A 26,147-nucleotide genomic window follows, 5' to 3' on the forward strand; every position below is an offset into this window, starting at 1 on the left:
CGATACGCTCTTCTGTTATCGTTCCATCGCTTTCGATACAAGCATCTTTCGCATTGACAAACCCAAATAACCTACTTCGTTAGTTCTTATTAATTCCAGATAATGGTCCTTTTCCGTACAACCTAATTTTACTACTTTTACCATAAGAACCCCTTTAGACAAACGCCATCCAAAGGGGTGAAATGATACATCTTATTTAGACTTCGTATTTTTTCTTCTCGATAACTCTTTCGGCGATATCACGCTTAACGCCAATGACGTTAACCGGTGTCCGGCGCGTCAGTTTTCTGATCATGGATAGCATCGTGCGCAAGGTGTCCCCTTCTTCCATATGAATAAGGGATTCTTTCGCGTAGGCTTCAATATTTTGCAGGCCTTCTTCACAGATGACCTGGGTAAGCAGGAGCTTCATCGTTTCATTGTCAACGCCGTTTTCTTCGATCGCTTTTTCCGTTCGGGCGATGGCCGCTTCCATGTTGTAAATTTCGCTGACAATATCGGCGGTGTTCAATAGCAGCTCTTGCTCATTCTCGATTTTCTCGCCGTATTTTTGCATGGCTGTGCCTGTGCCCATGAGGAAAATTTTCTTGGCGTTGGAGAGCAAATATTTTTCTTTCTCCAGTGGTTCATCCCCCGGTTCTTCCGGCATAAAAGACATCAGTTCATCCTGAAGGCCATTGGCATGTTCCAGGAAGGGAAGCTCCCCTTTCATCGTTTTACGGATCAATGTGCCCGGAACGAGCAAGCGGTTAATTTCATTGGTACCTTCAAAAATACGGTTAATCCTGGAATCGCGATAAGCACGTTCGACTTCGTATTCCGCCATAAATCCGTATCCGCCATAAATTTGTACGGCTTCATCGGTCGTGTAGTCGAGTGTCTCGGATCCGTACACCTTGTTCAATGAACACTCGATGGCGTACTCGGCAATGCCTTTCGCAATTCTGGATCCATCTTCTTGCTCTTCTTCGGTTAAATCGCCGAGCTGTTTCTCAAACAAACCGCCCGTTCGATAGATGGAACTCTCCAGCGCATACGTCTTCACAGCCATAGAAGCAAGCTTTTCCTGAATGGTCGTGAACCGAGCAATCGGTGTGTTAAATTGCTTTCGCTCGGTAGCGTAGCTGGCCGCCAGTTCGATCGCGCGCTTGCTGCCGCCGAGACAGCCGACGCCGAGTTTGTAACGCCCCATATTAAGGATATTGAAGGCAATAATGTGACCGCGGCCAATTTCACCGAGCACGTTTTCTTTCGGGACGTGGACATCCTGAAGAATCAACGTACGTGTGGACGAGCCTTTGATGCCCATTTTCTTTTCTTCAGGGCCGGTCGATACGCCTTCGTATTCCCGCTCGACAATGAAAGCGGTGAACTTATCGCCGTCGATTTGCGCGTAAACGATAAAGACATCGGCGAAGGCCGAGTTGGTGATCCATTGTTTTTCGCCGTTCAGTACATAATGAGTACCCTCGTCATTCAGGACGGCTGTCGTTTTCGCACTAAGGGCATCCGAACCCGAGCTTGGTTCGGTCAACGCGTAAGCTGCGATTTTTCTGCCACTCGCGAGATCCGGGAGGTATCTATTCTTTTGCTCTTCATTGCCGAAGAAGACGATCGGCTGAGAACCAATACCGACGTGCGCTCCGTGGCTTAGAGAAAAGCCGCCTGCGTCGGAAAATTTCTCGGTAATCAAGGTTGAGCTGATTTTATCAAGGCTCAGTCCTTCGTATTTTTCCGGGACATCAGCGCCGAGCAAGCCAAGCTCGCCGGCCTTTGTTAACAGATCCCGGGAGAGGTCAAACTCATGGTTCTCCAAGCGGTCGATGAGCGGCGCTACCTCGCCGTGAACGAATTCCTCGGTCGTTTTTGCGATCATTTTGTGTTCTTCCGTGAACTCTTCCGGTGTAAAAACATCATTTTTTTCAACGTCTTCCAGTAAGAAGCCGCCGCCTTTAATGCTTGTTTTCATCGTTTCTGTCATTTTTATCTCCCCTTTTAAAGTAATTCAAACACGCCTGCGGCACCCATACCGCCGCCGACGCACATCGTGACAATCCCGAACTGTTCATTTCGGCGTTTCATTTCGTGGATCAAGGAAAGCGTGAGCTTCGTGCCCGTACAGCCGAGTGGATGCCCGAGGGCAATGGCTCCACCATTGACATTCACCTTGTCATGATCGATATTAAGCTCGCGAAGCACTTGCAGGGATTGGGAAGCAAAGGCTTCATTTAACTCGAAGATACCGATGTCTTCCTGGCTCAAACCAACGATATCAAGCACTTTCGGGATCGCTTCCACCGGTCCGATCCCCATGACTTCCGGGCGTACCCCTGAAACAGCCATGCCGCGGAATTTCGCGAGCGGCTGCAAGCCATCGGCTTCTGCTTTCTCCCGATCCATAACGAGAACCGAAGCCGCACCATCGCTCGTTTGTGACGCATTGCCCGCGGTGACGCTCCCCTGGGGATTAAACACCGGGCGCAAACCACTGAGTTTTTCCGCCGTCGTGTCCGGGCGCACGCCCTCATCCCGAGAGAAAGTGATCGTCTTTTCCTTAAGCTTATGATCGCTACCGACCGTTCTTTGTGTGACGTCTACGGGTACGATCTCATCGTCAAATCGGCCCGCTTCAATCGCTGCTGCGGCCCGTTTATGGCTTTCCGCCGCGAACGCGTCCTGATCCTCGCGACTGACATCAAACTCCTGGGCCACCTGTTCAGCCGTATGCCCCATATTCATATAATACTCAGGCGCATCTTCGACAAGTTGAGGGTTCGGGGCGATAACGTGGCCTCCCATCGGGATCAGACTCATCGATTCGGCTCCACCGGCAATCGCTGCCTTCGAGTGCCCGAGCATGATGCGTTCAGCCGTGTAACCGATGCTTTGCAAACCCGAGGCACAATAACGGTTAATCGTCGCCGCTGGCACACTGTTCGGCAGTTCGGCGAGGGCGGAAATACTATTGGCCATGTTCATCCCTTGCTCGGCTTCCGGCATGGCACAGCCGATGACGAGATCATCTACTTTGGCGCCATCGTAATCGCCCGCGCGTTTCAACGTTTCCTTAATGGTCGTTGCCGCGTAATCATCGGGACGCATCGTTGCGAGTGTTCCTTTTTTGGCTTTTCCAACGGGTGTTCTTGCTCCAGATACAATAACCGCTTCTCTCAACAGCTTCCCCTCCTAAATTTTCATGTTTTCGTAATGACTCAGTATAAATATTTCCGGGTAATCTGGCGCTTTAGCGCTGGAATCTGGCACTTTCGTGTTGGATTCTGGCGCTTTCTTGCTGGAATCTGGCGCTTTTCATCCACCTCTTAATTGCGCAATGGCTTTCCGGTTTTCAACATATGCTGCATGCGCGCTTGCGATTTCGGCTCGGCAATCAAGCTCAAAAACGCTTCTCGTTCAAGGTCAAGCAAGTAGTTTTCATCAACCTCCGTCCCTTTCGGCACGCGGCCTCCAGCTAGTAAAAAGGCAATTTTGCCCGCGATTTTCAGATCGTGATCGCTGATTTGGCCACCCATATGCATGGATTTGGCCCCCATCAACATTGTAGCGTAGCCGGTTTCACCTACCACCGGAATCGGCTTGCGTACGGGTGGCTGGTATCCTTTTTCATGAAGATCCCGGACTTTTTGCTTGGCATGCCAAACGGTGTGTTTATGATTGGCGATAATGTCATCGCGCTCGCTCATAAAGCCGTTTTCCGCTGATTCCTGTGCCGATGTGCCCACGGTTGCCATCGCGATTTTTTCAAAGACGGCATTGGCGATCGGCTGCAAGTCGAGATTCGCCCCCTCCGGCAACTTCTCGATTTCACGCATATATAGCTCTTTATTGCCGCCACCGCCGGGTACGAGTCCGACGCCGGTTTCAACCAGACCCATATACGTTTCCGCTGATGCCTGTATGCTTGCGGATGGCAAGCAAATTTCCGCACCGCCGCCCAGAGTCATTTGGAAAGGAGCCGTTACGACAGGCTTAGCGCTATAGCGAATCCGCGCGGTCATCCCCTGAAAACGTCTGATCACCATATCGAGTTCGTCAAAGGCATCATCCTGGGCTTCCATGAGCATCATCATGAGATTGGCGCCGACACAAAAGTTCTTGCCCTGGTTGGCGATGACGAGTCCTTTGTAGTTCGCTTCCACCTCATCGATGGCTTTATTTATCATCTGGATGACGTCCAGCCCGATGGCGTTATTCGGGGATGTGAAGGTAAGGGCGGCTACCCCGTCACCAAGATCGGAGAGCACGGCTCCGGAATTTTGCGTAATCACATTGTCTTTTTGTAAAAGCGAGGGGACGTCAATGTCTTTTTCATTGATATCCGGCTTTTGGTACGAGTGCTGATGGTAAAATTCGCCGGCATCCGTGTAAAAGCTTTTGTATCCGGCTTCGAGCATGTCCTTGACCCATGCCGGTACCCGCTCGCCTTCCTCTTCCATCCGCTTCACGGAACGCTCAACCCCGAGAGCATCCCACACTTCAAACGGACCGAGATCCCAGCCGAATCCCCATTTCATGGCATTGTCAATCGCCAGGATATCGTTGGCAATGACTTCGCTTTTCTCGGCCGAATAAAGGAGAGTGGCTTTTAACGTTTCCCAGATAAACTGCCCGGCTTTGTCATCAGCATAGGCAAGGGCTTCAATTTTGGCCGCTTTACCTTTCGCTTGCCCTGCTGCTTGTACGGATGGCGATTTTAACTTCTCGCCCTGTTGATATTCCATCGTCTCTGGGTTGAGCTCGAGAATTTCCTTGTTCTCACCTTTCCCTTTCTTCAAATAAAAGCCCTGGCCTGCTTTCTCCCCAATCCAACCTTTGTCAGCCATATCCTTTAAAAACTGGGGAGGGTCGAAAATATCCTGTTCTTTGCCTTCCACCTGATCGTAAACGTTGCGGGCGACGTGTAAAAACGTATCCAACCCGACGACATCAAGCGTTCGGAAGGTGGCGCTTTTCGGCCGTCCGATCAAGGTTCCCGTGATCGAATCGACTTCGGTGATCGATAGGCCCATTTCCTTCATTTTCTGTACGCTGACGAGAAGCCCATATGTGCCGATGCGATTGCCGATAAAATTCGGTGTGTCCCGGGCTTCCACGACCCCTTTGCCCAAAACTTCTTCCGCAAACGTTTTCATATTGGTCAATACGTCAGCATCCGTACTTTCCGTCGGAATAACTTCCAGCAAGTGCAAGTAACGTGGCGGGTTGAAAAAATGTGTGCCCATGAAGTGACGGCGGAACGCTTCCCCGCGCCCTTCGACCATGGCGTTAACCGATATACCGGAGGTATTCGAGGTAACTACCGTTCCCGGCTCACGGTATTGTTCCACTTTTGCAAACAATTGCTGTTTGATCTCCAATTTCTCCACAACGACTTCGATAATCCAGTCCACCTCGGACAAGCGTTCAATGTCATCTTCCAGGTTTCCGACTTCAATTTTGTCCGCGTTCTTTTTCGAAGCAAGCGGGGCCGGATTTTGCTTCAACAGTTGCTTTTTGTTGGTTGCCGCGAGGCGGTTGCGTACCGCTCGGTCTTCCAGGGTCAGTCCCTTGGCTTTTTCTTCATCGGTGAGCTCGTTAGGGACGATATCAAGGAGCAATACGGGGATCCCTACGTTGGCAAGATGGGCAGCAATGCTGGATCCCATAACTCCCGATCCCAGAACCGCCGCGCGTTGAATATCTTTTTTCATCGTTGGCCTCCTTTTTTGAATGAATGTTCATTCATTGTAAAGCAAGTGTCCAAAAGTGGCATTTACTCTTCCCTCCACTATAAAAGATAATGGGCTGCTTAGCAAGCAAAAATGCTATTTTTTACATGTCATAGTTCCCCTTTTTATTACACAGTCTACGGACGAGTCCGCAAAGCAAAGGAGGTATGAACATTGGCTATGCAGCAGCAACAACCAGGACAATCGGGACAACAAGGGATGATGATGGAACCGCCCCAGGTTCTTTCCACTAAGGATCAGCTGTATCTGTCTGATATGTTGAATTGGAACCTCATCGCCGCCAAGAAAGCCAATTTTTACGCAGGACAATGCACGAACAGCGATATTAAAAGTGAATGTCAACGTGTAGCGCAAATGCATGAACAACATTATCAGACGTTTCTGTCGCAATTACAACAACACAGCCAACAAGGAGGTTAAGACGATGCCGAACCAAGCCATTCAAAATCCGCAAACGACCGTGCCCAATACACAAAACATGACGGATAAAGATTTCCTTAACGACCTGCTGACTACGGAAAAATACATGACCGCTTCTTATACGACAGCCATGAATGAAGCTAGTCATGATCAGTTGTTCCAGCAGATTTCGAATGTTTGTCACGAAACGGAACAATGCTCGCGGCAGCTATTTAACAAGATGTTTCAAAATGGATGGTACGCCCTTGAAGGCGCTCCGACCCAGACCATCCAGCAAAGTCATCAGGAATATGCCGGCATGCAAAACCAGCTTCCATCCGGCAACATGCCGCACTAGAACGAAAAAGGTCCCTCGTCTAAAGGGACCTTTTTATAATGGCAATTCTTTTTTATCTTCATGGACTTGCTTCTTCGTTTTCTTATTCAACAACCCGTATAAAAACGTAAATAGAATCCCGCAAAAGCCAAGCACCTGGGAAATCGTGCCGGTGACTTCTGCTGTGGTCATAAGTCCGTAAAACAAAAAGAATATTGAGACGGTCATTGCGCTCAACATCCACAACAGTTTCATTCTTTCACCTTCCATTCTATCCATGTATTTATCTTATGAGCACCACACTCTCCTATGATTATTTTTTATTTTTATAATATTAAATAAATATAGAACCAGTGGCCGGGGAACGTTATATTCTTATAATTAAACCATAAATGAAGATTAGTGTCAACAGGTTGCATTTTCCATGTCAAGGTAAAGTCAAAGTCCAGTAATTTATTAAAAGAAATAACGTCCGTCTTTCCACTCTGTGAACCCTCAAGTGGAAGTATTGCCTCTTCGAGAAGGATCAGAAGCGCGAAGTAATCCCTCTGACGATGATCGCACTACCCCGAGAGGTACACCGTCTCTACACTTCCGGATATAAGTGATTATATTGACTTTGACGATGCCCTTTTTCCCATGTGTGGAAAACTGTATTTTCTGACAGGAACATTTCATCCCGAAGTCAGGCCCAGACACTTTTTACAGACAGTTTTTACCGATTTCCCAATGATTTTGTCCGTACGGACGGATTAGAAGGTGGTTGACGACTTAATGGCCTACGGTGGATTGCGTTAGGGCGTCATAGGCCTTTTTTGACGACCTAACGACTCTCCGCAAATCGCGTTAGGGCTTCACAGACCTTGGTTGACGACCTTACGCCTTCCGGTTTAGCGCGTTAGGGGCTCAAAAGTCCTTTTTCGGCGTCACAACTCCTCGTTTTGCACTAGGCAGCCAAGCGTTTACCGGCAAAGTCTTAGTTGCGCACACTCAATCATCCTGCAAAAGCGAACGCTGTATCCAAACGGCGGCCTGCGTCCCATCCCCCATGGCAATCGACACTTGTTCGGAATGAACGCCGATGTCACCGGCTGCCCATACATCCGGGACATTCGTCATCTTGGTTCGATAATGGGCGAGAATATGATGATTTTCCAGACGCTCAACGCCGAGTTGTTTTCCCAGTTCCGAATGAACGATGTTACCTGGAAAAGCAATAAACGCTTTCTCCGCGCGCAATGCTGCTCCGCCGGAAAGTGTCGCACCGGCAAACTGGTCACCATCAACGTCCACGCATTCAATGTTGCCCTCGTAAAGTCGAATGCCCGCGTCTGACAGCTTCTTTTTCTCATTAACAGCCAGCGCTTGATCGCCGTGATTCACGTACGTGAGCTGATCGGTCCATGGGGCGATTTCATGCGCCATGCGCGCACCCGCGTTTCCGGAACCCAAAATTAGCGTGTTACGGCCTTTAACTTCATAGCCATCGCAATCCGGGCAGATGTACACACTCATGCCAAAACACGGTTCAAGTTCCGGAAAAGGATTGGCATCCGTGACTCCTGTCGCTAAAAGCAACTTCTTGCCGCGATAGCTTTGGCCATCTGACGTTCGGGCATTAAAGCCTTCCGGCTCCTTCTGCACCTCGGTCACTTTTTTATCAATAAAATGAACATTGTATTGTTGCGCGTGCCTTCTTCCTGCCTGTCTTAATTCCACCCCGCTTACGCCGTTCGGCCAGCCGAGGAGATTCCGATATTCCCGGCAGAGCGTGGACCGTCCGCTTCCCTGATCAATGACTATGACATTTCGGTCATAACGCCCCAATTGTATAGCCGCTTGCAAACCTGCTATTCCACCGCCGATAATCATGACATCCGCTTGCATAAACACACCTCCAACTCCCCTTAGTTTGCTTCGCAGTCGACGAAAAAATGCCCAGGTCCCTTTCGAAACCTGGGCATTTTTCATCTGGAGGGTTTATGCATTCATTGAAAATGAATTTCACTTTCAATTATATTTTTATTTTAGATCTATATGAACTGATTGTCAATGCTGTTAAACTCAAAGCGAAGGAGGTCAATGCTATGAACGGTGACGACATTGAAAAACGCGTAATTGAACAATACCAGCAAGATGAGAATATGATGATCCTCGTCTTTGCGCAATGGTGTGTCAATCACGATTTGAATCCCCATCATCTATACAAGCGGGCATATCCGAACCAACCCATGAATGCCGAATTGGAAAAAACGCTGGAATTAACCGTTTCTAAAGAAGAGGCCGGCGACATTGAAGATGCCACCGTCCTTGACGTTCTTTCCTTGTTCGGCAATAACGATCTCGCTATGGTCGTCAACGCCGAAATGGAAAAGAAAAACTCAATCGATAAATGACAAGACGCGTTCGTAAACTTGCTCGGCCTTATCAGTTTGATCGACACCGTGCAATAATGCTCTGCCGTCTTTAAACAGGACGATACGGCAACCGTCGTAATCAAGCGTCGCCACGTCTTCATGCATGCGAACAAAGGAAACGTCCGCTGCCGTTTGCAGCTTTTCCATCGACACGGTTCTTCGTTCTCGCGGGCGGACATGCACGGTGTCACCGCCGCATAAAACGCGGACCTGCTTGCCTTTTGCCTCGTTCAGCAGGGATGGATACGTCGCATGCGGTCCACATGTCGGACAATCTTCGGCTTGTAAACGAGTCACGTCTATCGTTGCTGTTTCGTTTGTCCAAAGGTCAAACGAGCGGAGTCGCTCGGCAACGGCGGACTCATTTCCGCTGATGATTTTCAACGCTTCCGCGCTTTGCAGCGCCGTAACCATTTGCACAGCAGGAGCAATCACCCCGTCAGAATCACACGTTTCATCAAGGGACAGGTACGGACTGAGACAACGCAGACACGGCCCTTCATCCAACATAAAGGAACGCGACAAGCCATAGCTGCCGACGACGCCCCCGCATATCCACGGAACGCCGTAGCGATAAGCCGCATCGTTTAATAGCAGCCTTAGTTCAAAGTTATCCGATCCGTCCATGAGCAAGTCCGCTTTCGGAACGAACTTTGCTGCCTCTTCGGCCTGGAAATCACGGACATAGACATCAATATCTACGTCTGCATTCACTTCCTTGAGATAGCGGGCAGCGGCTTTGGCCTTCGCGACTTTATTGTCCGCATCTGCTTCCGTAAAAAGACGCTGCCGATGCAGGTTATGCCGTTCGACGTAATCACGGTCGATGATCGTGATTTTGCCCACGCCGGCTCTCACCAGTGTATCCGCAATCGTCGTCCCTAGAGCGCCGCAACCGACGAGCAAGACGTGCGCCTGTCGAATGCGCTCCTGGCCTTCTGACCCAATCGGTTCAAAACGGGTTTGACGGTCATAACGGCTAACCATAAAAGGGAACACCTTCCTGGGGGCTGCTCGCCTTGGCAAAGCGTTTCACCGGAATACGCCCGGCTTCGTAACTTAAACGTCCGGCCTGTATCGCCAGCTTCATCGCTTCCGCCATTTTCACCGGGTCATCGGCTTGCGATATAGCCCGGTTCAACAACACCGCGTCTGCCCCCATCTCCATCGCAAGACTGGCATGGGAGGGCGCACCGATACCGGCATCAACGATCACAGGCACCTGGGACTGCGCCACGATATACGACAAGTGGAGCGGATTCAGGATGCCGCGCCCGGTCCCGATCGGAGCAGCCCCCGGCATAACGGCATGGGCGCCCAGCTCTTCCAACTTACTGGCGAGGACAGGATCATCGGCTATATACGGAAGCGTGATGAAGCCTTCCTCCAAAAGCATTTCCGTGGCCCGATACGTTTCAACGGCATCCGGCAAGAGCGTTTGATCATCGCCGATCACTTCCACTTTTACCATGTCGCTGAGACCCGATGCCCGGGCGAGTTTCGCGATGCGCACCGCTTCTTCAGCCGTTTTGGCACCGGCTGTATTCGGCAACATGGAAAAAGAATCAGAGTTAAGCTCGGCAACAAGATCATCATCGTCGTCATCCATATTCATTTTAGCGACGGCAAAGGTCAGAATTTCGGTTTCTGAAGCCTTTACTGCTTCGCGCTGTACATCCACGCTCGGAAAAGTTCCAGTGCCCAGCAGTAATCGGGACCGGAACGTTCGATCGCCAATTTTTAACATATTCATCCTCCCCCCACGAAACGCACCACGACGATTTGATCGCCTTCAGCGAGTGCTGTTTGCGTGTATTCGTCCGGTCGTAACGCGACTTTGTTGTGTTCAATCATCGCCTTTTTTTCCACCAGGTTAAAATGGGTACGAAAATCTTCGATCGTTTCCAAGTCTGAAGGAACTTGTAGAGTTTCTTCATTAACGGTGATATTCAAGGGTACTCACCTCCTTTGTGGCTGGCCGTCCAGGTGCAAACGCTGTTAATGCTTCTGTATTTCCGGTCATGATCGCAGCGACGATTTCTTTGCCGGAAGCGGGCGCGAGCAATATGCCGTTGCGCCCGTGTCCACTATTGAGCCAGCATCCGCGGATGGTCGGGTGAGGGCCAAGCAGCGGAAGATCATCGCTCGTCTGCGGACGTACGCCGGCCCACATTTTCGTGATCGTGGCATTGGCCACTTCCGGAACCAATCGTTGCGCGTGCCGGAGGACCTCGCCGATGCCTTGCACCGTCGTCGTTCGCTCCCGAGAGGGTTGTGAAGTCGCGCCGATTAACGTCTCGCCATTCGGTTTCGGCACGAAATAGAAATGATCGTGATACAACGTCTTCGTCACGAGCGGTCGGTACGCTTGCACGCGCACGGCCTCTCCTTTGATACCGTTGATGGGCAAAAGATTCTCATGAGCGGCGCCTATGAATGGATCCGGACCGGTGGCGATTACGACATGCTCGCCGTAAAATGTCTCGCCGGTTGTCGTGCGAATCCCCTGACAGCTCTCACCGTCTTGGATGAGAGAAAGCACTTCCGTATGCGTTTTAAGCTCAGCACCCTGAAGCGTCGCCGCCTGCTGAAACGCCCGTGCCGCTTGCGCCGGTTCCACATGCGCTTCTTCGGGAAAATAAAGCGCTCCCTCGGCGCCAGCGGCTAATGACGGTACCCGTTCATAGAGTTCTTCCACCGCCCATCGTTGCACCGCTTCACCGGCGTCTGCTTGCCACTGCTCGATTTGCTTTAATTTTTCCCATTCTTCTGATGAAAAGCTGGGTTTAATCGCGCCGGAAACCGTTCGGCTCAGGGATGTGCCCGTTTTTTCCATCAGTGCGGGCTGGAGCTGCTCGTATAATTTTCGGCTTTCTTTCGCGAGCGGATACAGGGGCGTGCGGGATTGCAATTCCACCTGCACGCCGAGCATTCCCGCGGCTGCCGAGGTTGTGCCGCTTCCCGCGCTGTCACGCTCGACGATGAGCGTTTTCAGGCCCGCGCGGGTGCTATAAAACGCGGTCGCGAGCCCTATGATCCCTGCTCCAATGATGATGACATCGTACTGTTCATGTCGTTTCATAGTTGATCTGTCCAAAATGATTGAAGTAAGATGCTTCTTCCTCCGGTCGTTCCGCTTCCCAAAATCCTGATATAAGCGCTATTCCCGCTGCACCTGTTTGGGAAACTTCAGCGATCCGGTCGCGAGTGATGCCTCCGATGGCCATGACAGGCACACTGACCGATTGAACGACTGCTTGCAAAGCTTCCAGCCCGCGCGGTGGCGTGTCGGGTTTGCTCTCGCTCGAGAATACGTGCCCGTAGTAAAGATAGTCGACCCCTTCTTCTTCACGGGTGACGGCCTCATCTTGGCTGTGTACCGATGCCCCCACTTGTAAGCCCGGAGCTTTTTCCTTGATATCTTTTCCTTTCCAGGAAGAATGGCCCGGCAAATGAACGCCACCCAAATCCCATGCAATGGCAGCATCTGCGTGCTCGTTGAGAATGATTCGCTCGCGGTTGACGCCAATTTTACGAAGTTGGTCAATCTGTTGTTTTAATCGCTGTAGTGAAGCTTCTTTATCACGGACGTGAATCATATCGATATTTTTTATGGCATGGCGCAGTTGCCTCACTTGAATATGAAACGGCCATTTATTCGTCGTTAATAAATGCCAAGTCATGCTTAGTGCCTCCTTATTCGTCTGCCAGCAACGACAAAAAGCCGTCCTCTGGACAGCAAAGGACAGCAGAATTAACTCGATCGCGATCTACTTTCCTCCGCTGGCTTCATCCAGATCAGGTTCCAAGGGTTTGAGGACTTCCTCATCTCAGCCCGTGCAGGGCACCCCCAGTAGAGTTTATTTTATTATATAATAACAATGGTGGAGAACGGGCGTCAATGGTGGAGAACGGGCGTCAAATTTTTATCAGCCGGATAGATCGATTTACCTTTCAACCAATAATCTGGCGCTTTCACAGTGGAATCTGGCGCTTTCGCAATGGAATCTGGCGCTTTCCGATGATATTCTGGCGCTTTCCACCGATATTCTGTCATTTCTTCCGAACTGACCAGCCAAACACCATCAACGCGCCTCCTCTTCCACGTCCCAGGCGCCCTGTTGTTTGCGGATATATACGATTTGGCCGATATGGTAGCTCGTATGGATCATCATATTCGCGAGGACGGTTCCCCACGTCTCCCCGCTCTCTTCAGTCACCGGCGTGAGCCACATCGATTCCCGCGATTCGCTAATCGCTTGTAGCCACTCATCCATCATCGTTGTTAATTGCGCGACGGTGACGGACCAATCCAGATTTTCACCGCTTTGAAAAGTGGCTTCATTGCCCTCTTCGATCGGCGGCACAGGCTCCCCCTTAAAACGATCAAGGCAACGGCTATTATATACAATGAGATGATTCACAATTTCGTGGATGCTATGGTCCGAATCCGCGCGCTTCCAATTCGCCTCCTCATCCGTAACCCCCGCCAGCGCCTGCTGCAGACATGCAAACCAGTGATTTTCATCATGACAAGCGGATAACTGCCGTAAAAAAATTTGCTTTGCCCCCATCAATGACCCTCCCCCGTTTGTGCTAATGTGTCTGGCTTCGCCATCGACCGCCGATTTTCCTGCTCAAAAAATAAAAAAATTCACCTCTTGTTGTTTTTCCTCATGAGGCCTATCCTATAGTAGAAAGGAATGGTCATATGCTGTCGATCTTTTTTTTACATATCCCCTTTGCGCTTATTATTTTATTTTCTGCATTTACTGATCTTAAAAAGAGACTTATTTACGACAAAGTGACGATCCCTGGAATGGTTTATTTTCTTATTTTCAACGCGATCATCGATATTTCACATTTTCACCATTATTTGCTCGGCGGACTATTATTGGGAGGCATCCATCTTTTTCTCGCCGTTGTCAGCCAAGGGCAAATCGGCGGTGGCGACATCAAGTTATTCGCACTGATCGGCTTTGCCATGGGCGGAGAGGCCGGCTTTACAATCTTTATTTACACCTATCTCATCGCAGGCTTATGGGCCATTCCGTATCTCATATACATCAAGGTCATTCGTAAGCAAAAAAATGCTCCCATGGTGCCATTAGCACCATTTATCGCCCTGGGCGTGCTGGTTTTTTACCTTTTACAGATATAATCAGCCTATGGCACGCTAATTAAAATAAAGACTAAACGTGTTTCTTTGCAATCAAGACGGCCTTTGGTATCAGCCAGAGGGGAGCTCGGATATAGAACTGGAAACGGATGAAGCGGTTTAATGTGGCGGTAAGTGAAAAATTGATTTTCCTACACATGTATGCGGCAATACATGTGTAGGAGGTGCTCATTGTGGAATACCACATGAAAAGAAAACAATTTCATATGACAATTGATAATGAAAAAGTCTTGAAAGAATTGGCACAAAGTAAAGGTTTGTCCGAAGCTGAAATTGTAAGAGATTCCCTTCGTGCATATGCTGCGCAAAATGCAGAGAAGACAAACCCACTTTTAGAAATGGCTAAAAATGCCGAGTTATATGAGTACGATTCCCCGAGGATTTGTCCACTAACCATGATCACTATCTTTGGGAGATGCGTGAACAGGGAGCACACTTTAAGCGCGCCCCCTCTGAATTTGACAAAGGGTACCGATATTAAATATCCAGATCATCCTCTTCTCCAGCCCCGCCGGGGCCGCCTCCTCCGTCAGGTGCTTCTCCACCTCCTGGCAAGTCACCTCCGCCTGATCCATCACCTTGTCGAGGAGCAGATCCCTCAGGTATATCACCAGGCGTAATAGGATTACCAGGTTCTATCGGTGTAGCGGGAGTGATTGGACTCCCGGGTTCAATGGGATCCCCGGGGTTCGGTTGATCCCTCGATTCTGGTGGATCCCCTGGTATAATAGGATCACCAGGCTCAATCGGGTCACTGGGAGTAATAGGATCTCCCGGTTCTATTGGACTGCCAGGATTAATGGGTGTAAAAGCTAAACCTGTAATTGAAAACAAGGGTGAAAATGCTAGAAATAACGCTATTACGCCAGCAAAGAGCCTGCGGAATGTTTTACTCATGGGATTTAACCTCCAAAACTGTTCTATTTGGCTCTATGTTTCAATCTTGATGTGTTAATCATTGACATATTCATCTTGTAATTCTTCAATGTCTTCGACCATCTCTTCGTAGTTCTCATCGTTAATGTCATCCAAATCATCACGTATTTCATCGGCAATATCGCTTTTCATACTTTGTAAGTCATCAGCTTCAGACCGAATGTACTGTCTTGCATCATCTGTAATGACATCCTCATCTTCAAGAAAATTAGCGATGTCCAAACGAACCGCACTTTCTTGAACCCTATAGCCTTCTCTCCATTCACTTCGGTATGCAGGAATATCCCCCATGCTTATTTGAAACCTATCACTATGTGCCTCGCTTTGCGCCCCACTCAACCAATCTTCCCAGCGTTCAGAAAGCTCTTCCGATTGCTCGAGCTGCTGCGTCAATTCGTCTTCATTCGCCGCATTCGTATATGTCCCTTCCGTCATGTCGGCCAATTCACGTAGTTCTTCTTGCCCCTCAGGATCAATGTCAAAGCCGATAATATTCAGAAAAGGTTGTACTTCTGAAGAACTCAGTTGTTCGGCTGCTTCAACTGGATCACCGTCACATGTTTCAATGCCATCACTGACGAGGTAGATGATATTGGTGTTTTCTTCCCCAGGGTAATTTTCGAAATCTTGTTCCGCTTCTTGTAAAGAATACGAAATAGGCGTCCAGCCGGTAGGTTCAACGTCGCCCAGCTCATCAGCAAATGCGTCCTCATCATACTCCTGGATATCATAGACAAGCTCTGAACTTTCACAAGACTCTTCCCTTCCTTCATTCGTGTTATCCCCTTCATGTCCATACACACGTAAGCCAATTTGGGCATCTTCCGGCAATGTCTCAACGAAGGATTCGATCGAATCTTTGGCAATCTCCATTTTTGATGTGCCCTCTATTTCTTCACCCATACTGCCGCTGGCGTCGAGAATGATTTGGGCATTAAATTGATCTTCAAACGAAAATTGCCCTTCATCTTCAAAGTCAGGATGTCCAATTTGTGTTTGCCGGATTTGCTGTACAATATTATTGGGATCGGGAAAATCATTAGCCACCCACGAATGAATGAGTGTCCAAAGTTGCTCGTAGGTTTCTTCCGTTTCCTCCCATTCGTCAGCTTCAAACTGCATTAACGGTTCCAATACCTCCATAAATTCTTCTTCATGATCATCCATTCGTTGTCCAGCCAGAGGTCCGGGTTCTTGCTCCAGAATTTCATCCAGGTCTTCAGGTGGGGCATCGACATCAGCCACTTGTTCATCCAACCATTCATTGGGATCTTGGGGATCCTGCTCTGTGGTGCTTTCGTCTTCGATGTCGCCATTTTCCTCTTGTTCAGTAGCCTCATCATCCGAACATCCATATGTAACCAAAATTAACGCCATTAAAGAAACGATTACAACATGAGTGAGTTTTCCCAAAAAATATACTCCTTTCAGTACCAAATTTTTCATTCAATCATACATCCACTCCATATATGATATAATCTATAGCACCTTTTTTAAATAATAATGGCGAATTTTTCAAATTAAATCGAACAGACATTAGGAATTGTCGTTACTGTTTTTACGTTTTTAGGTGCATGTCTAAGCCTTTGGCTATTATGGGATTTGATCCCTTAATGGGAGCGGCTTAGTATGATTTGAGGCCGTCGCGATGCATCCACCGCAAAACATTAATCAAAATCGATCAAGAGACTAAAGCGTTTTATTTAGCATACGAGAAGATACATCATAGGGGCGCACTTGAGAGCTTATGAGAGGCTTTTTTAGCAGATAAGAAACCATCATGGCGGCTGAGCATACCGCCACCATCTATCATGAAAACAACTGATTTAGCGCAAAAAGTATAATCGTGACATATGTTGGTTATACTGATTGGTTTGCGCTGCTCCAATAATGGTTGTTTTCATACAAAAGTATAACTTTCTTATCATGCATAAGTGCAACTAAGGCTTTCGCCAGGCTTGGCGATAAGCCAAGTTTTCTTTATGGAAGGGCGAGTGTTGTCCCATACATTCCATAGAACTAAAGCATTCGTTTCACGGAAGGTTTGGCACCCAGGATGATCGGGAAAGGTGATGGATACACCCTTGATGAAATTTCACCTCATTGATTTGCCATAAGATAACGATCTGTTGTATACTGTGAATAGGACATACAGGAAAGACATACACTAAAAAGACCGACCGGTGTGGTTGCACCGACGGTCTCCCAATAGAACGTATCCTTCAGGGATAAGCGTTCACGCATTTGCATGAAGTAGTTACCCAGAGGTTAGGACTCTCACGGGGTAGCTACTTTCGTTTTTTGTTAGCATCTGATGCAATATAATAAACAAGCGTAGACGTTACCACGCAGAGCATCAAGGCTTCATAAACAGAAATGGAGGATCACCTCCCTCCTGTCCGTCAGCAACGAACGGCCACAGACACGAAGGTTCGACAGGTGAACGCTACCCCTGAGAATCTCATTCTATTGTTCCTCTAGTATAACATATTTGAAAGGGATCGCCTTCCCCATCAATGTCATTTTGTGCGGCATTTCTCGTACTCCCTCTCTTAAATCCGTTTCGACAATGCGATCGTGCGTGGTTTCGATTTGTTCTATTTGATACCCACCTGCGTAAGTATCGTTACCATATGGAACATCATATGCCGGTTCGTCTCCAGCCTCAAATCCATCACCTTCAGTACCGGTTCGGACTGCCTTTTCAAAATGCTATGTTTCAATTGTCCTTCTGTGCTACTCTTCTCTTAACGTCACGTTCACGCGAGCAAGCAAATTGTTTGTTTCCTGTTTGAGTTCGGTTCCTCAAGATGTTCTTTATTCTCACTTGAACTTTCAAATTGCACCAACTGTAAATATGAATTTCTGCAGCCAAAGACAATAAGCGAAGCAATAACGCAAGCGGGTAATAAAACTGATCAAGAGCGCGACTGCCTTAAAGTAACACCCTTTTATAAGCAAAAAACAAGCTTTCTTCGAAATTTGATTCTCTTCATCATGGTACTGATATCCAGTGTAAGAACGATCCATGACATCAGATTCTCCACTAAATGATAGGTCATCCAACCATCCCAAAAATCCGTTGTCTTCTTGCTTAACCTGATTTCCGGTATTTTTGGAAAACGACTTACGGGCACCTAAGATGCCTCCAAGACTTCCAATACCAGCACCTATTCGTGATGAAAAACCACCATTGCCAGTATTGCCGAGTCGATTCAAAGCACCACCAATAGAATTATTGTTGTTAAATCTACTCATCGTATGGCTCATATTTTGGAAGCCGTTTCTTAATAGCGCTCCACCACCCATAGCCGAAAACGTCGCAACCGCTAACGCGCCTAAACCGGCAATACCTCCGGCCATCATCGGGGTTGGCGTGGTGCTATCATTGCCGAACGTATAACCCATACCAACACTCAAACCAAGACCACCCGCGGCGAGTAAGGTGCCTGTTCCGAGACCAAGCCCTAAAAACGCACTCAATCCTACGATCGCTCCCGCAACCAGACCGGAACCTATCAGACTGCCAAGCAAGCCGCCACCGGCTTCCTGAGCGTCCGCCATCAATCCGTCTGAGCTCGTGACGTATGCCATAAAGAGGCCCATCAAGGACTGGTCTGAATCCGTACTTTCGGCGCCTCCTACAGGTTCTCCGTCGTCTCGTTCACCGCTGCCGCCTCTGCTGCCACGATTATTCGGACCGCTCGGTTGCTGTTATTCTGCGTGGGTACTTTCTCCGGTCCCGGAAGCTTCTGAATCACCGGCGTCGCTAGTACCAGTTCCACCTTCGCCTTCTCCCGCGTCACCGGATTCGGAGTTGGGGCGATCTCCGCCATTTCCTTCTCCGGCATCTCCGGTCCCGGAGCCAGGACCGTCTCCACCATTTCCTTCTCCGCCTTCACCGGTCCCGGAACCAGGACCGTCTCCGCCATTTCCTTCTCCAGCATCACCAGTTCCGGAGCCGGGTCCACTCCCCCCGCCTTCAAGATTCGGAGGAGCATCGGTGATGCGGGGCGGATCTCCGTCACGCTCTTCCACATCGTGGGGGGAGAGATTCGTATCCATACTATCTTCATCTGCCGCTAATCCTGTTGTTGTGATCATCATGGTGAGAGCCATCGTGCCGAGAATACTCATCATTGGCTTCTTCTCCATGGTCATTCACCTCATATCCTTATTTGGTTTCTGGATCCTGTATGTCAACGATTGCCTGCTTTCTTCAAAATCAGCTATTTTCTTCTCATAAGCAATCGCTAATCGTCGATGTCTTGCTCACGAAGTTCTTCTCGTTCCTCTTGCCCTTCCTCTATGATGTCTCGTCGCTCATCCCGGCCTTCCTCTACCGCTTCCAGTCTAAAATCTCTGGATTCTTCTCTCATATAGGAACGGAGTGTCCTGCCCCGATCTTGAATATGCGATTCAATCTCGCGGTCATTCACTTCATCGCCGAGGTTCAATTGTTCCAGGATATCTTCCAAATGAGCAGTTTCTTCCTCGCTCAAGTCGGTCATTTCTGCTTCCATCTCTTCGGATATCTCACGATAGTCCGCTTGTTGTTCGGTACTTTCCGTTGTGCTTTCATCCGCCCATTCAAACCACGCATCGATTAACTCCAACCGTTCTTCCTCAAATGCTTCCCGCAGTTCCTCACCGGTGTCAGCCGGCAAATAATCTCCATCGCCCGCGTCCGCGATATCCATCAGGGCGTCCTGTTCTTCATTAGGTACGTCAAAACCGATAATATTAACAACGGCTTCAATCCCACTGTCGTTCAAATCTTCTGCTGCCTGAACTGGATCGCCGCCACATGTTTCTTCCCCGTCACTCACGACATACACGATGTTTTCAACGTCTTCACCATCTTCGCCTTCCAAATCCTCCTGGGCAGCTTCGATGGAAGAGCCCAGCGGGGTGTAGCCCGTCGGCTCAAATTGATCCAGGGCATCCGTGAAGGCTTCTTCATCATAGGAACCGAGCGGATAGACTTCTTCCGTTCCCGCGCACGATTCTTCCTGACCCTCCGGTTGATTGCTGCCTTCATGGCCGTAGACTCGGAGCGAAATATTCGCTTCTTCCGGCACTTCGCTCACAAAGTCCTCGACAGCATCCTTGGCCAAATCCATTTTGGTCCCGCCGTCCATTTGTTCCGCCATACTACCGCTGGCATCAAAGAGTACTTGAACATTGAGCTGAGTTCCGTCTTCACCGACTTCCAAGTCCTCAGGGTTGTCGCCTGCACTGTCATAATCTATTTCCATGTCATCAAAAAAATCCTGATATTCCCGGTAATCCTCAGCCGTTAAATCAAGCATCTTGTAAAACAGCTCTTCTTCATCCGCACCGTTCTCTGCCGCCGCCTCTAGGGGTTCAAGAATGGCTTCTTCATCAGCTTCGTCATGATACGTACCCGGTTCGGCGCGCATCCATTCCTCGGGGTCATCGCCAGCAAAACGTTCTAGATCTCCCCAGTTAGAATCTACGGATGCATCCGCTTCTTCAGATTCTTCCTCCGGCGTTTCATCCGAGGCATTATCATCCTCTTCGGTCGACTCTTCGTCGCCATCTCCGCAGGCCGCCAGCACGAGAAACAGCGAAGCTAAAGCGGCATGTCCAATCTTCATGAGTCCAATAACCTCCTGAAAAAAGAATTTGATTATAAACGCGTTTAAAACTTTTTATGTATATGTAAAACGAATTTTTCACCCAATATTTTATGCTCTAATGAGTTATTTTTAGATGCGCAAAAACAGGGAGCACACTTTAAGCGCGCTCCCTTTGATTTTTGACAAAGGGTACCAATGTTAAATATCCAAATCATCCTCTGCTGGCTCTTCCATTTCCTCTTCTAGATCCTCGATATCAATCGCTTCGTCAATGGCTTCTTCTGGTATGTCGATTTCATCGGTTTCATCGAAGTCGGAGAAAGTCCCTTGCATTTTTTGCGACATCTCCATCGATTGTCCTCCTTCTTCCATCTCCAATTCCATATTCATCTCTATTTCATCTTGATAGAAGGTTTCTTTGTCAATGTAAATTACATAATCCAGGGCGTTGATGTCCATCTGTCCAAGGAATTGGTCCATTTCTTCCTGCATCTGAGGATCTCCCATCGCTGCAAATTCCTGGATGAGCTCCATGAACTCATCACCGAAACCTTCAATGGATAAAGCATAACGGTCCTCTTCTTCTTCCATATTTAGATCACTTGCAAATGTTTCCATCATCTCAAGTTGTTCTTGCGGGGACATCTCCAAGTCCTCAATGTTTTCCAAACCCAGATCACTGCCATCCATCATGATCCATTCATCCATTTCCGGATCCAGCATATAAATCGTGCCATCTTCATCCATGTATTGTTCGATTTCCATCTCTTCTTCCGTCATGGGATCAGGTGTAATCATCGTTTGCGAGAACGACATCGGATCCAAAACAACATCCATGTTCATCGTCATATCCATGGGCATTTCTTCACCATCTACGCTTATGGTCTGGTCCATATCCATCTCTGCGCTGTAACTGTTTAGTTGATCCATCGCCTCCATCGATTCGCTCAATACCTCTTCTGCATCCATCTCTTCTTCCGTCGCGTCTGCCTCTTCTGTCTCTTCTGTGCCTTCATCCATGCCATTTTCGTCTGCAGCTTCTGTGTCCTCAGTCTCCTCCGCTGCCTCGTTTTCTTCTTCACTGTCTTCTGCAACTTCTTCAGTATCCGCGTCTTCATCTCCACAAGCTGCCAACATCAACATTGCCGCCGATGCAGTTAAAAATCCTTTCATTTTCGTCATTAAGATTACCTCCTCAATATGTATTACTTTATCTCTAAAGCATAATGTAAAATACTTCTTATCTCAAATTATTCACTCTATGGATGCTTCATAACCAGGCTACGTTATAAAATCACGACGCTTCCTCAGAAATTTCATGTCGCTGCAATAGTACATCCATCCTCGTTTGAAAAAGCAATGATTGCTCATAAGCCTGTTCATAATATTCATCTCGTTCCTGGAATAACTCTTCAGCTCTAGCTTGATCGTTATCTTCAATCGCGGCTATAAAAGCCTCTTCTTCCACATTTATAGCTGCTAAGTAATATTGTGCTTCTGCTTGCAGCATGGCATGAAGATCTTGATTGTCCGTGTGAGATAATTGTACATCTTGTAGGTAATTATTCATGAGTTCAATCTGAGGCTGTAAGTCGTTTATAATAATGGAGAACATTTCCTCGTCATCGCCTAAATCAGCTGCAGTCTGATATTCGTCATACATCATTGTTAAATCTTCTTCTATATTACGATATTCAGCATGTGGGCCATATATATATTCAAGGAATTCTTCTTCCCCCGTTTCGTTACAAGCCGTTAACAGGAATATCCCAAATAGCGAAAACAACATCATTTTTGCCATGATCTCAACCTCTTCAGCTATAAATTCCGATGGTTCCATGATAGAACTTCAACAAATGAAGTTTCCAAACCAACCCCTCTTTGATGGACCTCCTCACTTCCTTCATCAATCCAACCTCCAAAAGCGACTTGATCATAAGTGACAGCGGTAGTAACCTCAACTCGATTTTCTTCATTAAACATCGTTATCGTCGTCTCGTCTAAGCTTCCATTATTTCTTGTAATGATTTCAGAGACTTCGTTTGAAATTTGCTGACTTGCATCCACGAGTGCTTCCTCAATTTCATCCTGTAAATCCTGATCTTCAGGAATTTCTTCTTCGAGAATTTGATTAATCGCCTGGATTTCTGCTTCATTTTCACTATAGTTTTCCGCTGCCATAAGCTCATCTTTTCTGTCTTCAACGAGCTCTTCCAACTCTTCCTCTTCATCCTCATCATCATCATTATCGTCATTCTCATCGTCTTCGTCGTCTTCCTCACGTTCATAATCACCGATGACATCAAGCATTTCTTCGTATATAATACTCGTCGCAGCAAGACTAGCCTGTTCTGCAGCTGTTCCGGCTTGTTCATTAACCGCAAATATTTTTCCAAAATTCACGATAAAAACAAGCATCAAAGCAATGATCATAATTAAACCAATCGTAAGGTAAGTCACATTACCTTCTTCATTTTTCAAATGTTTTATGCCATTCATAATCATGGGATCACCCTACTCGTCACTGAATGATCGAGGGTAACGGAAGCCTCACTTCGCCATTGCGACGGTACAAAGATTAATCCGTGATCGACCGATATTGACGCTTCAAAATAACCGGAACCATCGGGCGTTATAGAAAAGTTTTGAACGCTAAGTGCGCTACTCTCCCCGACAACTTCTCGGGCAATATCTTCTGCCTCATGGGCCTCTTCTGTTACAGCATATACTTTCGCAGCTTCGTTCACGGCCGATTGCGAACTCATAACGGCATAACCCGAAGCGACCGCCTGCCACAGGATAAGGAAAAACATGAAAATAAAGGGGAGGACTCCGAGTAATTCAATGGTGGCTGATCCTCTTTCTTTTTTACAATGCTTTAGCATCTGTCTCACCTCTCTTGTGAAAAGCACTATTTATATAATACTGTAAATAAACGTGCATAAACAAAATTGTCAGGACGATGTTTGGATCCTTTCCTGCTACATTTTTTTTGAAAATATACCTTGTAACTAAGGATAAATAAATTAATGATATAAATCCGAACCAACTGATCCAACTTTCAAAAGCATTATAAATGAGAACATAAGGTGTTAATATATAGACCCAAAAACTTAAAAGTAAAACAACAGTAAGGGCTCCAAAAGAAATTAAAACTAGAAATGGAAGCCCCATAGGAATGAAACGGAACTCGTCGAATTGGTTTAATGCTTTCCTTCTCGTTAGAAACCAATAAGGAGAATACATTCCCACTGTTAAGATCGTAAGCGCAACGATTAACCATACCTGGGACTTTTTCGGTTTATGCGTGTCTTGTGGCTGAGTCGCTTCCATGATTACCCTTCCCTTTTCAAATTCACTTAGAAATTGGCGGCTTCATATGTTTCAAAGCTTTCAGGTATATGATTATGATAAATAACTGAAATAACACAAACGAATAACGGCAAGATCAGAATGTTTACAAACAGCTGCATGATATTCGTCGCTAGTGATAATTCAGTCGCAAGAGACGTACCAAAAGTAAGAATTGCCGTTAATAACACATTTAGTGACATGAACATAAGCACAAAGATCCCGACATCAACAAGTGAAGTTCTACTCCACTGCAGTAATGCTCTTAAAAGACCGCCTCCATGCTTATTGTGAACGATCGCAACATATGGATGGAGAACAGTTAAAATAAGTAAAAACAATCCCGGTAACACGAATATAAACAATCCTGCAACCGTTGCAAAAATAAACAGCATGGTACTCCCAATGACGGGAAGCAAATACTTGAAAAAGACTTTGATACTATCTGAAACTTTCACATGTTCATGCACAAGTGACGTTGCACTCATTGATATAAAAGGTAACTGAGCTAGTATCAGAATCGTTATTGCTGTCATGATGATGACAAATGAACCTACACCCTCGAGGTTATGAATACCGAAATATTGGCTAGCCCCGACACGAATTAAAAATTCTAGCATATACAGGGGAAGGACGATCACCACTGATAAAATAAGCACATTGATTAAATTTTGATTATATAATTGAAGTGCTTTCTTTACAATTTTCATTGTCACCGCCCTCCTGACATTAATTCTGGTTTTTTTCTGCTTTTACGTATGCAGGAATGCTTACTAACACAAAAAGATAAGCAAATGGAACGATCATTGAAACTATAACGGACAAAGCTACTTCACTGCCCTGTTGGGAACTAATCGCTACGGCAAAACCATAACTTGAAGGACCAATAACAGCAGCTGCCAACAAAACGGCACCATATATACGCCCTCCAACTGGATACTTTCGAGGATGTCTCATAGCATTATATAAATATTCTCTCTTGACAATGGCAAACAATAGAGCGAGGAGGTAAACAACTAATAACACCACCCCTAACCATGCAACTTCGCCATAAACCCTCCATACAGCTAGGAGCATAAAGAGAGCACTAACATTGAGAACGATTATCAAATGCAGGAACCTTTGTGCTTCCTCGTTATATCTTTTTGTTACAACTTGGAAAACACTGTAGATGAATAATAGCCCCACAATGCACCCAAGAATACTAGCATAGAGCCCATTAAATTCTGGTGCCGAGGATGCCGCGAGTCCCATTATAGCTGGAACTATAATGATAAATAGGGTTGCAATTCTCAAAGTACTTTCACTTGCTTCTTGTTGTTCATTTTGCACCATTTCACCTCCATCCTAATTTAACCTCCAAATATACCTTTAACACCATCCCATGCTTTCCCTGCTATATTCTTCGTACCGTCCCATGCGTCACTAGCTAAATTTTTCGCACCATCCCATGCTTGTACCCCTTTATCAAGGGTCCATTCTACACCAGACTGTATGCCATCTCTCATTCGCTGTCCTGGAGAGGTCATCATAAATAAAGTTGAACCTAGACCCACTCCTGCTCCAACTAAAGTACCGATGCCGGGGACAGCCGAACCTGCCAAGGCACCTGCTGCGACACCCGAACCAATGCTTGCCGCAGTAGTACCTCCTCCAATTATTCCTACATCAGTAATCATTTCAGAGGCAAAGGCTGTACCCCCATCACCGGCACTATCTCCTAAAGTATAGTCCCAAATATGGCTAGCACTAGTTAAACCTGCTCCAATTATACCCGCACCTCGTAAATTAGTACTTAATGATCCGATTCTATCATTAAATACACCGCCAAGAGTCAATCCATCATCAGCCAAACTTAATCCTTCTTCTGCAGACCCCATTACAGTACTAGGCGTGGACATTACGTCACCCTCTTCTCCTGGGCTCACTATATCCCAATACTCACCCGGCAATGATAGTAAATCAGATGCTGGAGAATTGTCTATTTCACCCGTTGCTTCAATATCTGTTCCATAACGATCCTCATATTCTGAATACCCATCTGCGTAAGGGTTGTTACCGTATGGATCATCATATCCCGTTCCGGCTCCAGCTTCAGATCCATCGCCTTCAGGACCGGATCCTGAGTCGGATCCGTCACCTCCGGGGCCGTCTCCTCCGCCGGGACCATCTCCGCCT

General features: G+C 47.3%; 29 protein-coding genes and 1 riboswitch. Of the genes, 5 read left to right on the forward strand and 24 right to left on the reverse strand.

The window, feature by feature from the left end:
- Nucleotides 1–196: 196 nt before the first annotated feature.
- The 3 genes from BLS58_RS12135 to BLS58_RS12145 form a co-directional block, all read right to left on the reverse strand.
- Nucleotides 197–1,981, reverse strand: coding sequence for an acyl-CoA dehydrogenase family protein (locus BLS58_RS12135; protein ID WP_090399069.1), 1,785 nt, complete (start codon nucleotides 1,979–1,981; stop codon nucleotides 197–199).
- A 14-nt stretch (nucleotides 1,982–1,995) separates the two neighbouring features.
- Nucleotides 1,996–3,174 (reverse strand): acetyl-CoA C-acetyltransferase, encoded by a 1,179-nt coding sequence (locus BLS58_RS12140; protein ID WP_090399070.1) that lies wholly within the window; start codon nucleotides 3,172–3,174, stop codon nucleotides 1,996–1,998.
- Between the two features lie 146 nt (nucleotides 3,175–3,320).
- Entirely contained in the window at nucleotides 3,321–5,708 is a 2,388-nt protein-coding gene (locus BLS58_RS12145) for a 3-hydroxyacyl-CoA dehydrogenase/enoyl-CoA hydratase family protein (RefSeq protein WP_090399071.1), read from the reverse strand.
- A 198-nt stretch (nucleotides 5,709–5,906) separates the two neighbouring features.
- On the opposite strand from BLS58_RS12145, the gene BLS58_RS12150 reads away from it, so the two are divergent.
- Both BLS58_RS12150 and BLS58_RS12155 read left to right on the forward strand, forming a co-directional pair.
- Entirely contained in the window at nucleotides 5,907–6,167 is a 261-nt protein-coding gene (locus BLS58_RS12150; protein WP_090399123.1) for a hypothetical protein, read from the forward strand.
- Nucleotides 6,168–6,171: 4 nt separating this feature from the next.
- Entirely contained in the window at nucleotides 6,172–6,504 is a 333-nt protein-coding gene (locus BLS58_RS12155; RefSeq protein ID WP_090399072.1) for a spore coat protein, read from the forward strand.
- A 33-nt stretch (nucleotides 6,505–6,537) separates the two neighbouring features.
- Here the strand turns inward: BLS58_RS12155 and BLS58_RS12160 are convergent, their stop codons facing one another.
- A complete protein-coding gene (locus BLS58_RS12160) occupies nucleotides 6,538–6,738 on the reverse strand; it encodes a hypothetical protein (RefSeq protein WP_143018910.1) in 201 nt (66 codons plus the stop codon).
- Between the two features lie 735 nt (nucleotides 6,739–7,473).
- Nucleotides 7,474–8,370 (reverse strand): NAD(P)/FAD-dependent oxidoreductase, encoded by an 897-nt coding sequence (locus tag BLS58_RS12165; RefSeq protein ID WP_090399074.1) that lies wholly within the window; start codon nucleotides 8,368–8,370, stop codon nucleotides 7,474–7,476.
- 200 nt (nucleotides 8,371–8,570) lie between these two features.
- On the opposite strand from BLS58_RS12165, the gene BLS58_RS12170 reads away from it, so the two are divergent.
- The gene (locus tag BLS58_RS12170) at nucleotides 8,571–8,879 is read left to right on the forward strand and encodes a hypothetical protein (RefSeq protein ID WP_090399124.1); all 309 of its coding nucleotides are present in this window, start codon (nucleotides 8,571–8,573) and stop codon (nucleotides 8,877–8,879) included.
- Here BLS58_RS12170 and BLS58_RS12175 read toward each other — a convergent pair.
- From BLS58_RS12175 to BLS58_RS12200, 6 genes are all read right to left on the reverse strand, one after another.
- Complete coding sequence (locus BLS58_RS12175; protein ID WP_090399075.1) at nucleotides 8,865–9,887, reverse strand: ThiF family adenylyltransferase; 1,023 nt, start codon at nucleotides 9,885–9,887, stop codon at nucleotides 8,865–8,867. The genes BLS58_RS12170 and BLS58_RS12175 overlap by 15 nt on opposite strands.
- Nucleotides 9,880–10,647 (reverse strand): thiazole synthase, encoded by a 768-nt coding sequence (locus BLS58_RS12180; protein ID WP_090399076.1) that lies wholly within the window; start codon nucleotides 10,645–10,647, stop codon nucleotides 9,880–9,882. Before BLS58_RS12180 ends, BLS58_RS12175 begins: the two co-directional genes overlap by 8 nt.
- A gap of 2 nt (nucleotides 10,648–10,649) precedes the next feature.
- Complete coding sequence (gene thiS, locus BLS58_RS12185) at nucleotides 10,650–10,853, reverse strand: sulfur carrier protein ThiS (RefSeq protein ID WP_090399077.1); 204 nt, start codon at nucleotides 10,851–10,853, stop codon at nucleotides 10,650–10,652.
- Entirely contained in the window at nucleotides 10,837–11,982 is a 1,146-nt protein-coding gene (gene thiO, locus BLS58_RS12190) for a glycine oxidase ThiO (protein ID WP_090399078.1), read from the reverse strand. The genes thiS and thiO overlap by 17 nt, the downstream gene beginning before the upstream one ends.
- The gene (locus tag BLS58_RS12195) at nucleotides 11,969–12,583 is read right to left on the reverse strand and encodes a thiamine phosphate synthase (protein ID WP_090399079.1); all 615 of its coding nucleotides are present in this window, start codon (nucleotides 12,581–12,583) and stop codon (nucleotides 11,969–11,971) included. Before BLS58_RS12195 ends, thiO begins: the two co-directional genes overlap by 14 nt.
- A gap of 75 nt (nucleotides 12,584–12,658) precedes the next feature.
- A riboswitch (TPP riboswitch) is annotated at nucleotides 12,659–12,762 on the reverse strand.
- Between the two features lie 223 nt (nucleotides 12,763–12,985).
- Nucleotides 12,986–13,474 (reverse strand): DinB family protein, encoded by a 489-nt coding sequence (locus BLS58_RS12200; RefSeq protein WP_090399080.1) that lies wholly within the window; start codon nucleotides 13,472–13,474, stop codon nucleotides 12,986–12,988.
- A 137-nt stretch (nucleotides 13,475–13,611) separates the two neighbouring features.
- Here BLS58_RS12200 and BLS58_RS12205 point away from each other — a divergent pair, with 137 nt between their 5' ends.
- Both BLS58_RS12205 and BLS58_RS12210 read left to right on the forward strand, forming a co-directional pair.
- Nucleotides 13,612–14,061 carry a prepilin peptidase gene (locus BLS58_RS12205; protein ID WP_090399081.1) on the forward strand — a complete coding sequence of 150 codons (450 nt, stop codon included), beginning with the start codon at nucleotides 13,612–13,614 and terminating at the stop codon, nucleotides 14,059–14,061.
- Nucleotides 14,062–14,252: 191 nt separating this feature from the next.
- Nucleotides 14,253–14,699 carry a hypothetical protein gene (locus BLS58_RS12210; RefSeq protein ID WP_090399082.1) on the forward strand — a complete coding sequence of 149 codons (447 nt, stop codon included), beginning with the start codon at nucleotides 14,253–14,255 and terminating at the stop codon, nucleotides 14,697–14,699.
- 331 nt (nucleotides 14,700–15,030) lie between these two features.
- Here the strand turns inward: BLS58_RS12210 and BLS58_RS12215 are convergent, their stop codons facing one another.
- The 13 genes from BLS58_RS12215 to BLS58_RS17590 form a co-directional block, all read right to left on the reverse strand.
- Nucleotides 15,031–16,428, reverse strand: coding sequence for a vWA domain-containing protein (locus BLS58_RS12215; protein ID WP_176764733.1), 1,398 nt, complete (start codon nucleotides 16,426–16,428; stop codon nucleotides 15,031–15,033).
- Nucleotides 16,429–17,850: 1,422 nt separating this feature from the next.
- Nucleotides 17,851–18,609 carry a hypothetical protein gene (locus tag BLS58_RS12220; protein WP_143018911.1) on the reverse strand — a complete coding sequence of 253 codons (759 nt, stop codon included), beginning with the start codon at nucleotides 18,607–18,609 and terminating at the stop codon, nucleotides 17,851–17,853.
- Between the two features lie 120 nt (nucleotides 18,610–18,729).
- On the reverse strand, nucleotides 18,730–19,170 hold the full coding sequence (locus tag BLS58_RS12225; protein ID WP_143018912.1) for a hypothetical protein: 441 nt from the start codon (nucleotides 19,168–19,170) through the stop codon (nucleotides 18,730–18,732).
- 98 nt (nucleotides 19,171–19,268) lie between these two features.
- Nucleotides 19,269–20,636 carry a VWA domain-containing protein gene (locus BLS58_RS12230; protein ID WP_090399086.1) on the reverse strand — a complete coding sequence of 456 codons (1,368 nt, stop codon included), beginning with the start codon at nucleotides 20,634–20,636 and terminating at the stop codon, nucleotides 19,269–19,271.
- A 180-nt stretch (nucleotides 20,637–20,816) separates the two neighbouring features.
- Nucleotides 20,817–21,800, reverse strand: a complete 984-nt coding sequence (locus BLS58_RS12235; protein WP_090399087.1) for a DUF6612 family protein — start codon at nucleotides 21,798–21,800, stop codon at nucleotides 20,817–20,819.
- A gap of 112 nt (nucleotides 21,801–21,912) precedes the next feature.
- Nucleotides 21,913–22,419, reverse strand: coding sequence for a hypothetical protein (locus BLS58_RS12240; protein WP_143018913.1), 507 nt, complete (start codon nucleotides 22,417–22,419; stop codon nucleotides 21,913–21,915).
- A 17-nt stretch (nucleotides 22,420–22,436) separates the two neighbouring features.
- Nucleotides 22,437–23,117: a Tad domain-containing protein gene (locus BLS58_RS12245; protein WP_176764734.1), complete on the reverse strand. Its 681-nt coding sequence runs from the start codon at nucleotides 23,115–23,117 to the stop codon at nucleotides 22,437–22,439.
- A 2-nt stretch (nucleotides 23,118–23,119) separates the two neighbouring features.
- Nucleotides 23,120–23,503 carry a TadE/TadG family type IV pilus assembly protein gene (locus BLS58_RS12250; protein WP_090399090.1) on the reverse strand — a complete coding sequence of 128 codons (384 nt, stop codon included), beginning with the start codon at nucleotides 23,501–23,503 and terminating at the stop codon, nucleotides 23,120–23,122.
- Complete coding sequence (locus BLS58_RS12255; protein ID WP_090399091.1) at nucleotides 23,487–23,951, reverse strand: DUF4234 domain-containing protein; 465 nt, start codon at nucleotides 23,949–23,951, stop codon at nucleotides 23,487–23,489. Before BLS58_RS12255 ends, BLS58_RS12250 begins: the two co-directional genes overlap by 17 nt.
- A 26-nt stretch (nucleotides 23,952–23,977) precedes the next feature.
- Entirely contained in the window at nucleotides 23,978–24,679 is a 702-nt protein-coding gene (locus BLS58_RS12260) for a hypothetical protein (RefSeq protein ID WP_090399092.1), read from the reverse strand.
- Between the two features lie 19 nt (nucleotides 24,680–24,698).
- Complete coding sequence (locus BLS58_RS12265; protein WP_090399093.1) at nucleotides 24,699–25,304, reverse strand: hypothetical protein; 606 nt, start codon at nucleotides 25,302–25,304, stop codon at nucleotides 24,699–24,701.
- 17 nt (nucleotides 25,305–25,321) lie between these two features.
- Nucleotides 25,322–25,870, reverse strand: coding sequence for a hypothetical protein (locus BLS58_RS12270; protein ID WP_090399094.1), 549 nt, complete (start codon nucleotides 25,868–25,870; stop codon nucleotides 25,322–25,324).
- Nucleotides 25,871–25,950: 80 nt separating this feature from the next.
- Nucleotides 25,951–26,147 (reverse strand): hypothetical protein (locus tag BLS58_RS17590; RefSeq protein WP_176764736.1); only part of this gene is annotated, 197 nt, incomplete at its 5' end.

The organism is Natribacillus halophilus, assembly GCF_900100185.1.
GTDB lineage: Bacteria > Bacillota > Bacilli > Bacillales > Marinococcaceae > Natribacillus > Natribacillus halophilus.

Excerpts from the sequence above, each read along its gene's own strand:
- BLS58_RS12250 (WP_090399090.1), bottom strand. The coding sequence starts at position 23,503 with ATGCTAAAGCATTGTAAAAAAGAAAGAGGATCAGCCACCATTGAATTA.
- BLS58_RS12170 (WP_090399124.1), top strand. The coding sequence starts at position 8,571 with ATGAACGGTGACGACATTGAAAAACGCGTAATTGAACAATACCAGCAA.
- BLS58_RS12240 (WP_143018913.1), bottom strand. The coding sequence starts at position 22,419 with ATGGCAAAAATGATGTTGTTTTCGCTATTTGGGATATTCCTGTTAACG.
- BLS58_RS12255 (WP_090399091.1), bottom strand. The coding sequence starts at position 23,951 with ATGGAAGCGACTCAGCCACAAGACACGCATAAACCGAAAAAGTCCCAG.
- BLS58_RS12220 (WP_143018911.1), bottom strand. The coding sequence starts at position 18,609 with ATGGCATACGTCACGAGCTCAGACGGATTGATGGCGGACGCTCAGGAA.
- BLS58_RS12175 (WP_090399075.1), bottom strand. The coding sequence starts at position 9,887 with ATGGTTAGCCGTTATGACCGTCAAACCCGTTTTGAACCGATTGGGTCA.
- BLS58_RS12245 (WP_176764734.1), bottom strand. The coding sequence starts at position 23,117 with ATGAATGGCATAAAACATTTGAAAAATGAAGAAGGTAATGTGACTTAC.
- BLS58_RS12145 (WP_090399071.1), bottom strand. The coding sequence starts at position 5,708 with ATGAAAAAAGATATTCAACGCGCGGCGGTTCTGGGATCGGGAGTTATG.
- BLS58_RS12235 (WP_090399087.1), bottom strand. The coding sequence starts at position 21,800 with ATGACGAAAATGAAAGGATTTTTAACTGCATCGGCGGCAATGTTGATG.
- BLS58_RS12150 (WP_090399123.1), top strand. The coding sequence starts at position 5,907 with ATGCAGCAGCAACAACCAGGACAATCGGGACAACAAGGGATGATGATG.
- BLS58_RS12265 (WP_090399093.1), bottom strand. The coding sequence starts at position 25,304 with ATGGTGCAAAATGAACAACAAGAAGCAAGTGAAAGTACTTTGAGAATT.
- BLS58_RS12165 (WP_090399074.1), bottom strand. The coding sequence starts at position 8,370 with ATGCAAGCGGATGTCATGATTATCGGCGGTGGAATAGCAGGTTTGCAA.
- BLS58_RS12230 (WP_090399086.1), bottom strand. The coding sequence starts at position 20,636 with ATGAAGATTGGACATGCCGCTTTAGCTTCGCTGTTTCTCGTGCTGGCG.
- BLS58_RS12155 (WP_090399072.1), top strand. The coding sequence starts at position 6,172 with ATGCCGAACCAAGCCATTCAAAATCCGCAAACGACCGTGCCCAATACA.
- BLS58_RS12160 (WP_143018910.1), bottom strand. The coding sequence starts at position 6,738 with ATGAAACTGTTGTGGATGTTGAGCGCAATGACCGTCTCAATATTCTTT.
- BLS58_RS12200 (WP_090399080.1), bottom strand. The coding sequence starts at position 13,474 with ATGGGGGCAAAGCAAATTTTTTTACGGCAGTTATCCGCTTGTCATGAT.
- BLS58_RS12135 (WP_090399069.1), bottom strand. The coding sequence starts at position 1,981 with ATGACAGAAACGATGAAAACAAGCATTAAAGGCGGCGGCTTCTTACTG.
- BLS58_RS12205 (WP_090399081.1), top strand. The coding sequence starts at position 13,612 with ATGCTGTCGATCTTTTTTTTACATATCCCCTTTGCGCTTATTATTTTA.
- BLS58_RS12260 (WP_090399092.1), bottom strand. The coding sequence starts at position 24,679 with ATGAAAATTGTAAAGAAAGCACTTCAATTATATAATCAAAATTTAATC.
- BLS58_RS12225 (WP_143018912.1), bottom strand. The coding sequence starts at position 19,170 with ATGGAGAAGAAGCCAATGATGAGTATTCTCGGCACGATGGCTCTCACC.
- BLS58_RS12195 (WP_090399079.1), bottom strand. The coding sequence starts at position 12,583 with ATGACTTGGCATTTATTAACGACGAATAAATGGCCGTTTCATATTCAA.
- BLS58_RS12180 (WP_090399076.1), bottom strand. The coding sequence starts at position 10,647 with ATGTTAAAAATTGGCGATCGAACGTTCCGGTCCCGATTACTGCTGGGC.
- thiO (WP_090399078.1), bottom strand. The coding sequence starts at position 11,982 with ATGAAACGACATGAACAGTACGATGTCATCATCATTGGAGCAGGGATC.
- BLS58_RS12270 (WP_090399094.1), bottom strand. The coding sequence starts at position 25,870 with ATGTCCACGCCTAGTACTGTAATGGGGTCTGCAGAAGAAGGATTAAGT.